Below are 13,072 nucleotides of genomic sequence, written 5' to 3'. Positions count from 1 at the left end.
GCCTCAATTCAAATCAACTCATGTACATGCCACCGTTGACATGCAATTCGGTACCCGTAATGTAGGCTGCCTTGGGTGACGCCAGGAAGGCAACCGCCTCGGCGATTTCCCGGGGTTCACCCAAGCGGCCGACCGGGATTTGCGCCAGCAAGGCGGCTTTTTGTGCCTCGGGCAAGACTTCGGTCATATCGGTCGCGATGAAGCCAGGCGCTACGCAATTGACGGTGATGCCGCGGCTTCCCAGTTCGCGCGCCAGCGCGCGCGTCATGCCGGCCACGCCGGCCTTGGCGGCCGCGTAGTTGGCTTGGCCCGCATTGCCCGATGCACCGACCACCGAGGTGATGCTGATGATGCGGCCGAAACGCTGCTTCATCATGGTACGCATCACCGCACGGCTCATGCGGAAAACGGCCTTCAGATTGGTATCGAGCACCGCGTCCCAGTCCTCGTCCTTCATGCGCATGGACAAGGTGTCCCGCGTAATTCCAGCGTTATTGACCAAGACCTGAAGGCCGCCATGGGCTTTGACAATGCCGTCAACAGCTGCTTCCACCGCCGCCGCGTCATTGACATCCAAGACCAAGCCGCGACCACCAAGAGGCGCCAGCGCCTCGCCAATCGCTGCAGCGCCGGCTTCGCTGGTGGCCGTGCCGATGACCACAAAGCCCTGCTCGGCCAGAGTCATCGCAATCGAGCGGCCAATGCCGCGGCTCGCGCCAGTCACCAGGGCGACCTGGCCTTTTTCAGAGGTGATTTCAGTCATGTCTTTCTTTCAGCCCAGCAAGGCGCGCGCTTCGGCCAGCGTGGCCGCGTCCAGCACCGAAGCGCCGATGAGTTCACTGTCAATTCGCTTGACCATGCCGGCCAAAACCTTGCCTGGGCCACATTCGATGATGTGCGTCAAACCCTGAGCCTTCAAGGCCTGCACCAGTTCGACCCAGCGCACTGCACCAAAAGCCTGGCGGTACAGCGCATCACGCAGGCCGTCGGCATCAGCCACCATGGCCACGTCCACGTTGTTGATGACAGGGAACTGCAGAGGCGCGAATTGGGTGGTGGCCAGCTTGGCCTTCAAAGCCTCGGCCGCTGGCCGCATCAGGCTGGAATGGAACGGGGCCGACACGGCCAAGAGCAAGGCGCGCTTGGCTCCGGCTGCTTTGAGCAGCTCACAAGCCTTGTCCACGCCGGCCTTGGTGCCAGCAATCACGGTCTGCTTAGGGTCATTGAAGTTGGCTGCCTCTACCGCCTCGCCTGTCGCCAGGGCAGCTGCCGCGCAACCGTCACGTACCGCCTGCGCATCCAGCCCCAAAATAGCGGCCATCGCACCGACGCCGACTGGCACCGCCTCTTGCATGGCCTGCGCACGAAAACGCACCAGCGGCAAGGCCTCGCTCAGGCTCAGCGCACCGGCTGCCACCAAGGCGCTGTACTCGCCCAATGAATGGCCTGCGGCAAAAGCCGGCTGCAAACCCGTTTCGGCAATCCAAGCGCGGTAGCAAGCAATCGCTGCGGTCAACATCACCGGTTGCGTGTTGGTGGTCAGATCAAGCTGCTCTTTCGGGCCAGCATGAATCAGCGCCGCCATATCTTGGTCGAGCGCCGAAGAGGCCTCGGCCAGCGTACGCACCACTTCGGGATGATCACCCCAGGCATCCAACATGCCGACGGCTTGCGAGCCCTGGCCGGGAAAGACAAATGCAAATTTAGCAGTCATATTTTTTAATCAAAAGGAGTCAGATCGAGCGCTTAAAAATCAAGCAGCACGGCGCCCCAGGTGAAGCCGCCGCCCACACCTTCCAGCATGACCGTCTCACCGGCCTTGATCTTGCCCGCACGTACCGCCGCATCAAGTGCCAAGGGGATGGACGCGGCCGAGGTATTGCCATGCTGATCAACGGTCACGATCAGCTTGTCCAAGGGCAATTTCAACTTCTTGGTGGTGCTGTGCATGATGCGGATATTGGCTTGATGCGGAATCAGCCAATCCACATCGGACGCCTCGCGGCCGGCTTTCTCAAGCACGCCGCGCGCGACTTTCTCCAGCACACCGACCGCCAGCTTGAACACCGCTTGGCCGTCCATCTTCAGCAGCGGATCGCCCAAAACCTTGCCGCCGACAACCGTACCCGGCACACATAGGATGCCGGCATGACTGCCGTCGGCATGCAGCTCACAGGCCAAGATGCCAGGCACTTCGCTGGCTCCCAACACCACGGCACCGGCGCCATCGCCAAACAAGACACAGGTGGTGCGGTCCTTGAAATCAAGAATGCGCGAAAACACTTCGGCGCCGATCACTAAGGCCTTGGATGCCGCACCGGTACGGATCATTGAGTCGGCCACCGTCAGCGCATAGACAAAACCGGAGCACACCGCTTGCACGTCAAACGCCGCCGCACCTGCCACGCCCAATTTGGCCTGCAGCAAGCAGGCGGTGGACGGAAAAATCATGTCGGGCGTAGAAGTCGCGACGATGATCAGGTCAATCTCACTGGCGTCCACGCCGGCAGCAGCCAAGGCCGCTTGGGCCGCAGGCAGCGCCAGGTCGCTGGCCGTGACACCGGCTTCAGCGAAGTGACGCGCGCGGATGCCGGTGCGCTCAACAATCCACTCATCTGAAGTCTCGATGCCGTCTTTGGCCAGTTGCTCGACCAAGTCGGCATTGCTCAGGCGTTTTGGCGGCAGGTAGCTGCCGGTGCCTAGGATGCGTGCATAACGAGGAATACCAGCATCAGGGCGGGAAGCAGATGGTTGGACGGTCTGAGTACTTGATGTCATGCAGCTTGTACGACTTGGGTCGCCTTGTCTTCGGAATCTACAGTGCCGACGGTTACACCTTCGGTCGCTGAAGGCGCAGCCTGCAAGGCTGCGATGATGCGATCGTGCACCCGGTCGAGTAGGCGATTGCGGGCGGCATCATACGCCCGGTTCAAAGCCGTCCCAAAGGCCAGCTGGTCGGCCGCGCCATGGCTCTTGAACACCAGGCCGCGCAGCCCCAAGAGTGCTGCACCGTTGAAGCGGCGATGATCAACCCGCGACTTGAAGCGCTTCAGCACCGGCATCGCCAGCACAGCTGCGGCCTTCGTCAGCCAACTGCGCCCAAATTCCTGCCGAATGATGGAGATGATCATCGTCGCCAAGCCCTCGGCAGTCTTCAAGGCCACATTGCCGACAAAGCCATCGCAGACCACCAAGTCCACCTCGCCGGTAAAAATATCTTTGCCTTCGACATTACCGATGAAGTTCAGCTGACCGCTGGCCCCGGCCTGCCGCAGCAATTCACCCGCACGCTTGATCGTCTCACTGCCCTTGATGACTTCTTCACCAATATTCAGCAAACCAACCTTGGGCTCTTCCTTGCCATCCACCGCCGACACCAGGGCGCTGCCCATCAATGCAAACTGCAGCAGATGCTCGGCCGTGCAATCGACATTCGCCCCCAAGTCCAACATGGTGGTGTAGCCGCCGGTTTGAGTCGGCATCACCGAGGCGATCGCCGGCCGGTCGATGCCGTCCAGCGTCTTCAACAAATAGCGTGAGACCGCCATCAGCGCACCCGTATTGCCGGCCGACACACAGGCATCGGCCAGTGGCGGCGCACCATCAACCGACTTCAGCTGATTGATGGCCACGCGCATCGACGAATCCTTCTTGCGCCGCAAGGCCACCTCGACGGTGTCATCCATTTGCACAACCTCGGACGCCGCCACGATGCGGCAGCGCGGCCAGCTGGCGGCCTCCTTCAAGGCCTCGGGCAAGCCCACCAAGAGCAATTCGGCATGCGGGTGAAGGGCCAAGAAGGCCTTGGCCGCCGGCAAGGTGACCGAGGGGCCGTGATCGCCACCCATGCAGTCGATCGCCAAGCGCACAACATCGAGTGGCGCGGCCGACTGAGCGACAGGCTTGCTTGGCAGACTTGGGTCGAGTGTTGACATCAAAACGGGCCGAGGAGTGAGTTCGGCAATATATGCAAATCAAATTGCGCTACAAAAACACAAAAACCCGGCACTGCAACAAGGCACAGGCCGGGGATTTGTGAGCCATAGCAGATCAAAGCAACGCACCGCTCGAGAGCCGTGCGCAAGCAGAAATCTTAGGAGGCGTCAGCCTTGGTCTTCAGGACCTTGCGGCCACGATAGAAGCCGGTTGGGCTGATGTGGTGACGCAGATGCACTTCACCCGTTGTAGGCTCAATGCCTGTACCTGGGGTGGCCAGGGCAGTATGCGAGTTGTGCATGCCGCGCTTGGATGGGGACTTTTTGTTTTGCTGAACTGCCATGAAATTCTCCTAAGGCTCCGGTGATTGAGAGCACGCCCGGCAATGAACGGCTGATGTTCATCACTGATCTTGCGGCCCTGACTCCCCGGGAGCCGCGTTGTTTTGCTAAGTAGTTTTGCTATGTACTCAAGCGTCACGAGCTTCTGCGCACCATGCGCCAGCTGCCTGCAAATACTGACGCTGGCTTTGGGCTCGCATTTTTGCTGAGCTTTTTGCCATCCGCCAATCCCTGCGACATGCCATCTTGATTCTCGAACCGGGGAAAGCCCGCGATTGTAGCATGCGCAGACGCTTTTTCAAAGCGCCTGCGCAAGGAAACCGCTTGCACTATTGACTCCAGTCGCACTGCAGGCAAAGCCGAACGCCAAGGAGCTACTGGGCCGGCCCCTGCTTCTTCAGCGCCGCAAGCGCGGCAAAGGGATGAGGGCGCTCCGCACCCTGCTCGGCCTCGGTCAGCGGCTGATCAAGCGGCAGGGTGAGCGGTTCGGGGCATTGCTCATGGCGCGGCACTAAGGGGAGCGACAAGAGCAGCTCGTCCTCAATCAGCTCGAACAAATCGAAACTGCGCGACAAGACCAAGACATCCTCTTCCGTTTCAGCGTCAATGGCCGCCGCAGCCGCCTCGTCGTGAACAAAGTGGAACCAGCGATCAAACTCGACATGCTCCTTCACTGGCCGCAAGCAGCGCTGGCAAGTCATCTGAGTTTCGGCCGAGGCCTCAAGATGCAGCCAGACCTGTGCCTGCGCACCGCGCGGCTCACGCCGCTCGCCGGTGGCCGACCATTTGACCGCCGGCCACGCCGTAGCGGGCGCCTCTGCAGCCGCCGCGTCGGCCAATCGCGTCAAGCCACCCGCAGGCAACTCGCCACTCAATTGCCCAGCGTCGCGGGCAAACGCCGCAACATCCAATCGTTCAGGGAAAAACAAATGCTCTTTCATCCCTGAAGTGTAGAGGCCGACGCGATCAAGCTGCGCGCACTGATCAACGGCAATGCGAAAATCACGCCATGAATGACACCCTCCCCCACCGAAGCCTGATCCTCGGCTCCAGCTCACGCTATCGACGCGAACTGCTGGAGCGCCTGCGTTTGCCCTTTGAAGTCTTTGCCCCCGACCTGGATGAGTCCCCGATGCCGGCCGAAACCCCGCTGCAGTTGGCGACCCGACTGGCCATGGCCAAAGCGCAGGCGGTGGCCAAGCTTTACCCTCACGCCATCGTCATCGGGTCCGACCAAGTCGCCGACCTCCATGGCCGCGCCATGGGCAAGCCAGGCGATCATCAGCGCGCAGTCGAGCAGCTCAGGGCAATGAGCGGCCAGGAGGTGGTGTTCCACACGGCTGTGGCCGTGGTTTGCGCCGAGACAGGCTTCCACGCCGGCGATGTCGCGCCAGTGCGCGTCAAGTTCAGAAATTTGAGCACCGCAGAAATAGAAAATTATCTGCACGCCGAACAACCCTATGACTGCGCCGGCAGCGCCAAGTCCGAGGGCCTGGGCATTGCTTTGCTCGCCGCGATTGAGTCGGATGACCCAACGGCCTTGATAGGCCTGCCCTTGATTCGCACCACACAACTGCTACGCCAGGCCGGGTTGGACCCCTTGCTTGCGCTCAAGAACGGAGCAAACGCATGATAAAAGGCCGCCTCTATCTGGTCCCGAATACCTTGGACTTCGGCGTCGAAGCCGCTGCCGTCGATCTGCAACAAGTGTTGCCGATGCACATCATCCAGACCGCCGCGCGGCTGGAATATTGGGCTGCCGAGAGCGCAAAGACGACGCGCGCCTTCCTGAAACGCGTGGACGCCTTGGTGCCGCTGACTCAGCCTCTGCAAAACCTGCAGATCACCGAGTTGCCGCGCCCACCCAAGGGCCGCATGGCCGACGCCGCACAGCAAAACCAGGCTTGGTACGCCCTGCTCGCGCCAGCCTTGGCGGGCCACGACCTGGGCCTGATCTCTGAAGCTGGCCTGCCTGCCGTGGCTGACCCCGGCGCCTTGTTGGTCGCAGCCGCCCATGAGGCGGATATCGAGGTCACCCCCTTGAGTGGGCCCAGCGCTTTGATGATGGCCTTGTCGGCCAGCGGCCTGAACGGGCAGAGCTTCGCCTTCGTCGGCTATTTGCCGGTCGAAGCGCCTGCACGCGCTGCGCGAATCCGCGAGCTCGAGGCCTTGTCCGCCCGCCAGCAACAGACACAGCTGATGATTGAAACGCCCTACCGAAACTCGGCCCTACTCCTGGCTTTGCTGAGTACGCTGAAATCGCACACCAAATTGTCAATCAGCTGCGGCCTCAGCCTAGAGCAGGGCTGGACGCGCAGCGCGACGGTGGAGCAATGGCGCAGTTCGGGCGAGTCATTGCCGGACAAGATTCCGGCGGTATTTGCGCTGCTCGGCTAAAGCGAGTTCAGTGCTGTCCTGAGTCCCGGCTCAGGACTCGACCGCGCTCTCAGCAGGCTTGGCACCAAACAGAGCAGCGACCTTGCGCTTAGGCCTGATATTCGCAGACAAGCCGCGCGGCGCCACGGTGGCGGCACCTTTGTCCCAAGACGGCAACTCTGCGCTGGCGCTGGCCTCGTAAGGCTTGTCAAAGAAGGCGTCGCGCGGAGGGGTCGGGGCCCGATAGCTTGAGCGCTGAGCGGCAACAGGGGCAGTCGCATCCCCGGCCGGGCGGGCATCCCACTCGCGTGGCGCACGCTGGGGCCGCTCCGACCGCTCGGGCCGAGCACCCGGCCGCGTGTCTTCCAACTCGATCGGTGACAACTCGATCGTTCGCTTGAGCAGCTTCTCAAGGTCCGCCATCAAGCGCGCGTCCGAACGCGTCACCAAGGTCACCGCCACACCCGAAGCACCGGCGCGACCGGTTCGCCCGATGCGGTGAACATAGTCCTCCGCATTGAAGGGCACATCAAAATTGAATACTGCCGGCAGGTCGGCGATGTCCAAGCCACGCGCCGCAACATCCGTCGCCACCAAAATGTCGACCTCGCCGGCCTTGAAGGCTTCGAGTGACTTCAAGCGCTCGTCCTGAGATTTGTCGCCGTGCAGCGCCGAAGTGCGCAAGCCATCGCGCTCGAAGGAGCGCGCCAAGCGAGCCGCACCGAGCTTTGAATTGACAAACACAATTGCCTGCTTGATGCCGCGCTGACGCAAGGTCTGGGTCACGGCCAAGCGCTTTTCGTCGTCTGTGACGCTGTAGAACACCTGCTCGACATTCGTGGCCGTCGCGTTCGGGCGCGCCACTTCGACCAACAAGGGATCTTGCAAATAACTTTGCGCCAGGCGCTTGATCTCGGGCGAGAACGTCGCCGAGAAAAGGAGGGTCTGGCGAGCTTTCGGCAGAAAACTCAAGATACGCTGTAGATCGGGCAGGAAGCCGATGTCCAACATGCGGTCAGCCTCGTCCAGCACCACGTACTCAACCTGATTCAGCACGCAATTCTTGGCCTCGATATGGTCAAGCAAGCGGCCAGGCGTGGCGATCAAAACCTCAACGCCGCCCTTCAGGATGGCCGTCTGCGGCTTCATATCGATACCGCCAAACACCACGGTCACCCGCAGATTGGTGTGCTTCGCGTAGGCCTTGATATTGTTGGCAACCTGGTCGGCCAACTCACGCGTTGGCGCCAGCACCAGCGCACGCACCGGGTGCCGCGCCGGCGAAGCACTGGCGTTTTCATGCTTGAGCATGCGCTGCAAGAGTGGAATCGAAAATGCAGCCGTCTTGCCGGTGCCGGTCTGGGCCGCACCCATCACATCGCGCCCTTCCAAAACGATAGGGATCGCCTTGGCCTGAATAGGCGTCATCAGGGCGTAACCCGAGTCGGCCACGGCGCGCAAAAGCTTGGCGTCGAGGGGCAGCGTATCGAAACGCGCCGGAGTAGGTTCAGGAGCAGCTTGCGTGATTTGAGTGTCGGTCATCCACAGATTATCCGCTATAAGCGCCGCTTACTCGGGTTTGTCCGAAGCGTTGGCCCGAACCGAGGGGGCACTGCCCCCCATCACATCGCCCCGAAACACCATCCACCGAGGTGTTCTGAAACGAACAATGCGCCAATAAATGCCCACGTAAGTTGCGCCGAACAAAAGCATGCAGGCCAGCAACATCGGTGTTGAATCCCAGAACAGCAAAGCCGGCGCCAAAGAAGAAACACACAGCGTCCACAGATAAGGTGCGGTCATGGAATTGCGCCGCGTCATGGCGCGCGCATCACGCGCGCCTACCGCCCAACGCATCAAACGGCGATAGATCAGCGAATGCAAATGAATGCCATCAGGCTGGCCGGAAGGCTCAGCCCGGATGAAGCGGCGCCGATAAACCGAGAACAAGGTCTCAAACACAGGGTAGATGCACACCATCAAAGGAAACAGCGGCGACACCTCGGTGTGGCGGGCGATCAGCAAAATCCCGATTTCAGCCGTGAAGAAACCTAAAAAGTAAGCGCCGCCATCACCCAGAAAAATCAAACCCGCAGGGAAGTTCCAAACGAAAAAGCCCAGAATCGCCCCAACGCCGGCCAGCGCCCACAAGGCCAACTCGATATCGCCAACCTGAAAAGCTACGAAGCCAAACGTCATCAACATCAAGCTAACGCACATCGACGATAAGCCGTTGAAACCGTCAATGATGTTCACCGAATTCGCCACGCCGGCCACGGTGAACACAGTGGCCACCAGAGAGCCCGCCGTTGTCGCTACGATCCAGTCAAGCCCGGGGACGTCGGTACGCGTGATTTGCGCATCCAAGAGCCACCAAGCCAATGCGCCGGAGACGGCCGTCGCCAACAGCCGTTTGGCCGGCGACACGGTCTTGGTCAAATCCTCAACCAAACCGGCGCCAAAAGCTGGCAGCCCACAGAAAAGCAACATAAACCCGAGCTTGGCGTCCGCCCCGCCCCTGAACCAGACAACAGCGGCCAGGGCCAGCAATGCCAAATACATGCCCAGCCCACCCACTCGCGGCACGGGCGCTGCATGGAATTTTTGCGGGCCTGACAAGTCGGTGTCTGCCGACAAATGGCCATGTGTACGGGCCGAATGAATCACGAAAAGTGTGATGGCGGCGGAAAAAAAAAACGGAAGAATGAGATGCAGCATGGGCGCAAGTGTAGCCAGTGGCCCGTGGGCTTTCCCGCAGTTGCCGGAAAACGCCAGCTAGAATGCCCTCCGCCATCAAGTACCTCCAGCAGGTAGGCACTTGTAGAACAACACCAAGCGAGAGTAAATGAAGGTCAGCAAAATTGGGCAATCGGCCATCAGCACACAAGATTCATGTCTGCTTGCACAAGCTAATCAAGGGTTTCGGACAGCCCTTCTGAGGTTGACCCGTGTTGCCGCCTTGACCGTAGCTCCGCTGCTCATCGGCCAAGCCACTGCTCAGCCGATTACCGGCCCGATATCAGATGACTCCAGTCAAACAGGCGGGCCAGTTCGGCTTAACGAAGTTAACCGAGCCAACACCGTAACACCAATTGAAATTGTTTCGATCCAGTCTGCACAGACAACTCCCAGCGAATTCGAGCGCTACGTAGGTGGAGAGATACGCCGCTTTGGATCCGAGTTGATGACCCCAGCTGGCCGTGAAAACCTGGTGCAAGAAAGCGCCAGCCAAATCCCGTCTGACTACATCATCAGCGTCGGCGATGAAATCCTGGTCACCCTCTGGGGCTCGGTCGAAGCAGACCTGCGCTTGACCGTCGATCGCAGCGGCCGCATCACCCTGCCCCGCGTCGGCCCCGTGCGTGTGGCGGGCGTGCGCTATATCGACCTCGCACCCGCCATTGACCAGCGCGTCAGCCAAGTTTTCCGCAACTACCAGCTCTCAGCCTCGCTGGGCCGGCTGCGCAGCATCCGCATCTACGTCACCGGCTTCACCCAGCGCCCCGGCGCCTACCATGTCAGCGGGCTGACCACCTTGGTCAACGGCTTGATGCAGGCAGGTGGCCCCTCTGCAGCGGGCAGCTTCCGCCAGATCGAGCTGCGCCGTGCCGGCAAGACCATCAGCATCTTCGATTTTTATGATTTATTGATCAACGGCAACAAGACTGCAGATCAAACGCTCCAGGCCGATGACGTGGTTCATATCGGACCAGTGGGTCCTCAGGTCGCCCTACTGGGCAGTGTCAACAAGCCTGCCATTTTCGAGTTGAAGGCGCAAGACACTTTGGCAGACGTTCTCGCAATGGCCGGTGGCTTCAGTGCAGTTGCCGATCGCAGCCGCTTTGCACTAGAGCGACTCGATGCGCGCAATGAAGCACGCATCATCGAAGTCCCCTTGCCTTTGCTGATCAAGGACAAGCCGCGCGATGGGGATGTGCTGCGCGCCTTCAGCAGCGTTGATGCCGCCTTGCCTCAGCACCGTCAGAGCAAGCGCGTCAAGGTGGAAGGTGAAGTGCAACGGCCGGGCGAATTCATTTTGCCCGCAAGCAGCACCTTGGCCGACGCCATCAAGGCAGCCGGTGGCTTGACCCCAGGGGCCTACGTCTACGGCACCGTTTTCAGCCGCGAGAGCGTGCGTATCTCGCAGACCGAAAACTACGAACGGGCCTTACGTAACTTGGAAACCGACCTTACTCGCTCCAGCGCCAGCCAAAAAGTCTCAGCCGGCGTAGATAGCGGCACCCAAGCCGCAAAAATGCAAGGCAACGAGCGCCTATTGGCCACTTTGCGAAACATCAAACCCACCGGCCGCATCGTTTTGCAACTGCCACCAATTGCAAGCAGCCTGCCTGAATTGATTGTCGAGGATGGCGACCGCATCCAGATCCCAGCCCGCCCTTCCAGCATTGGCGTGTTTGGCAGCGTCTTCAACGGCGGCAGCTATCTGTATGCTCAGGGCAGCTCGGTTGGCGACTTCATGAAGCTTGCTGGCGGCCCAACCAAGGGTGCAGACAAAGGCAGCACCTTTGTGGTCCGTGCCAACGGCAGCGTCGTCAGCGCCAAGCAAAGCGTGGGGGGCTGGTTGATGTCCGGCAGCGTCGACGGCCTCGCCGCCGAACCTGGCGACACTGTCTTTGTGCCAGAAGAAATGGACAAGACCACATTCATGCAAGAGGCCAAGGACTGGACGCAAATTCTTGCTCAGTTCGCCTTGGGTGCTGCGGCGTTGAAGACCCTCAAGAATTAATCAATTGATCAGTGAATCGATTGGCCGCGACTACGGAGCCTTTTTACCTGTGACTCAAGTGAACCCAATTCAAGACGGAAAAACGCCGCACGCCCAACAAGAAGACGATGACGGCATTGATCTTTTGGACTTGCTGACAATACTCGCAGCGCACTGGCGTTTGTTGACCTTTGGCCCCATCGTCGTAGGTGCCATAGCATTTGGAGCGACCTATTCGATCGCCCCTACCTTTACCTCCAAATCCACTTTTTTGCCACCGCAACAACAGCAAAGCTCGGCCGCGTCGGCTCTGGCCTCGCTAGGTGCTTTGTCCGGTTTGGCGGGAGGTGGGGCGGGCATCAAGAGCCCGGGCGACCAGTATGTAGCACTGATGCAAAGCGTCAATGTTCAAGACTCTGTCATTGACCGATTTAAGCTGATGGATATCTACCAGGCTAAGTACCGGTTCCAGGCGCGTGCGGCATTGCAGCAGAACGTCCGAATTTCACTTGGCAAGAAGGATGGTTTGATCACGGTTGAGGCCGATGCAAAAGAACCCAACATGGCAGCAGATTTGGCCAACCAATATGTTGCAGAGTTGCGCCGCTTGTCTGGTGAACTGGCTCTAACAGAAGCACAGCAACGCCGCGCTTTCTTCGAAGCCGAGGTAAAGCGCACGCAGATCAAACTTGCTGAGGCACAAAAGGTCTTGCAAAGCAGCGGTTTCAATCCTGGCGCACTTAAGGCGGAACCCAAAGCTGCCGCCGAAGGCTATGCCAGCTTGAAGGCTCAACTCACCGGTGCCGAGGTTCGACTTCAGATTATGCAGCGAGGCTTGGCCGAGTCAGCGCCAGAACTCCAACAACAGACGGCGTTACTAGGCGCGCTACGCGCCCAACTTAGCAAGATTGAAAGCTCTAGCGAAAATGGTGAGAAAAAAGATAGCGACTACATCAGTCGCTACCGGGAATACAAATACCAAGAAACCCTATTTGAGATGTTTTCGAAGCAGTTTGAATTGGCGCGATTAGACGAAAGCCGTGAGGGAGCAATGATACAAGTGGTAGACATCGCAACACCGGCAGAATGGAAAAGTAAGCCGCAACGCGTCTCGACTGCAGTGACGGCCGCCTTCAGCACATTTTTTCTGCTCCTGGTCTTGGTGCTGGTAAAAAGTTTTTTTCGTAATATCTCCGATAATCCAGCCAAAGCTGAAAAACTTTCGCGACTGCGGGCGGCTGTGCGTGGAAGAAATTGACACGGCCAGCTTTAAAGATTAGGCGAGACTAGAAGCACCGGGGCGCACCATTGGATTAAGGTACAACGGCAAAGCCATTCTGCTGATTATGGTGGGATGGGTGGTATTGAGCTTCGAGAGAAAATCCACACAGCATGCTTGTATTAAATATGAAAAAAATATTAGTAGCCAGTCTTTTAATCGCAGTCTTGATGCCCGGCTACATTTTAAGCGACAACGCATACGCCGATAAAATCATCTCAGAAAATAATTTAAAAAATCCCCGCGATATATTTTTTTATCTGACAGCAAATAAAGTTCAAGCACCAATAGGTTCCCCTGTATTGGCAGGAGATTCATTTGTTCACATGATGCACCGCAAGGGAGGCTGGCTATGGTGTGACGAAGCCGCAATTGCAATGGCCATCATGGCCCAAAGATTGAATTACAAAACCA

13 protein-coding genes are annotated in these 13,072 nt (G+C 59.1%); 5 read left to right on the top strand and 8 right to left on the bottom strand.

Annotated features, from left to right (window positions below; translation table 11 throughout):
- Positions 1-13 precede the first annotated feature (13 nt).
- From fabG to LNV08_RS00040, 6 genes are all read right to left on the bottom strand, one after another.
- Positions 14-763, bottom strand: a complete 750-nt coding sequence (gene fabG / locus LNV08_RS00065; protein ID WP_263531621.1) for a 3-oxoacyl-ACP reductase FabG — start codon at positions 761-763, stop codon at positions 14-16.
- A gap of 9 nt (positions 764-772) precedes the next feature.
- A complete protein-coding gene (fabD, locus tag LNV08_RS00060; protein ID WP_263531620.1) occupies positions 773-1,714 on the bottom strand; it encodes an ACP S-malonyltransferase in 942 nt (313 codons plus the stop codon).
- A gap of 32 nt (positions 1,715-1,746) precedes the next feature.
- Positions 1,747-2,724 carry a beta-ketoacyl-ACP synthase III gene (locus tag LNV08_RS00055; protein WP_263532270.1) on the bottom strand — a complete coding sequence of 326 codons (978 nt, stop codon included), beginning with the start codon at positions 2,722-2,724 and terminating at the stop codon, positions 1,747-1,749.
- Positions 2,725-2,774: 50 nt separating this feature from the next.
- Positions 2,775-3,869, bottom strand: a complete 1,095-nt coding sequence (gene plsX, locus LNV08_RS00050; protein ID WP_409993967.1) for a phosphate acyltransferase PlsX — start codon at positions 3,867-3,869, stop codon at positions 2,775-2,777.
- Positions 3,870-4,093: 224 nt separating this feature from the next.
- Entirely contained in the window at positions 4,094-4,279 is a 186-nt protein-coding gene (gene rpmF / locus LNV08_RS00045) for a 50S ribosomal protein L32 (RefSeq protein WP_263531618.1), read from the bottom strand.
- A 372-nt stretch (positions 4,280-4,651) separates the two neighbouring features.
- Entirely contained in the window at positions 4,652-5,218 is a 567-nt protein-coding gene (locus LNV08_RS00040; RefSeq protein WP_263531617.1) for a YceD family protein, read from the bottom strand.
- 68 nt (positions 5,219-5,286) lie between these two features.
- Between LNV08_RS00040 and LNV08_RS00035 the strand changes: the two genes are divergently transcribed.
- Both LNV08_RS00035 and LNV08_RS00030 read left to right on the top strand, forming a co-directional pair.
- Positions 5,287-5,910, top strand: a complete 624-nt coding sequence (locus LNV08_RS00035) for a Maf family nucleotide pyrophosphatase (protein ID WP_263531616.1) — start codon at positions 5,287-5,289, stop codon at positions 5,908-5,910.
- Positions 5,907-6,674, top strand: coding sequence for an SAM-dependent methyltransferase (locus LNV08_RS00030; protein ID WP_263531615.1), 768 nt, complete (start codon positions 5,907-5,909; stop codon positions 6,672-6,674). The genes LNV08_RS00035 and LNV08_RS00030 overlap by 4 nt, the downstream gene beginning before the upstream one ends.
- 30 nt (positions 6,675-6,704) lie before the next feature.
- On the opposite strand, the gene LNV08_RS00025 is transcribed toward LNV08_RS00030, so the two are convergent.
- Both LNV08_RS00025 and LNV08_RS00020 read right to left on the bottom strand, forming a co-directional pair.
- On the bottom strand, positions 6,705-8,195 hold the full coding sequence (locus LNV08_RS00025) for a DEAD/DEAH box helicase (RefSeq protein WP_263531614.1): 1,491 nt from the start codon (positions 8,193-8,195) through the stop codon (positions 6,705-6,707).
- Between the two features lie 27 nt (positions 8,196-8,222).
- Positions 8,223-9,371, bottom strand: a complete 1,149-nt coding sequence (locus tag LNV08_RS00020) for an MraY family glycosyltransferase (protein WP_263531613.1) — start codon at positions 9,369-9,371, stop codon at positions 8,223-8,225.
- Between the two features lie 466 nt (positions 9,372-9,837).
- Here LNV08_RS00020 and LNV08_RS00015 point away from each other — a divergent pair, with 466 nt between their 5' ends.
- The 3 genes from LNV08_RS00015 to LNV08_RS00005 form a co-directional block, all read left to right on the top strand.
- Positions 9,838-11,400 (top strand): SLBB domain-containing protein, encoded by a 1,563-nt coding sequence (locus tag LNV08_RS00015; RefSeq protein ID WP_263531612.1) that lies wholly within the window; start codon positions 9,838-9,840, stop codon positions 11,398-11,400.
- A 4-nt stretch (positions 11,401-11,404) separates the two neighbouring features.
- Complete coding sequence (locus LNV08_RS00010) at positions 11,405-12,637, top strand: Wzz/FepE/Etk N-terminal domain-containing protein (RefSeq protein ID WP_263531611.1); 1,233 nt, start codon at positions 11,405-11,407, stop codon at positions 12,635-12,637.
- 134 nt (positions 12,638-12,771) lie between these two features.
- On the top strand, positions 12,772-13,072 hold a 301-nt coding region (locus LNV08_RS00005; protein WP_263531610.1), incomplete at its 3' end, for a hypothetical protein.

It is taken from the genome of Paucibacter sp. TC2R-5, from assembly GCF_025717605.1.
GTDB classification, from domain to species: Bacteria; Pseudomonadota; Gammaproteobacteria; order Burkholderiales; family Burkholderiaceae_C; genus Paucibacter_A; species Paucibacter_A albus.
The sequence above is the reverse complement of the archived record's forward strand: the minus strand, read 5'-3'. Positions and strand labels throughout refer to the sequence as shown.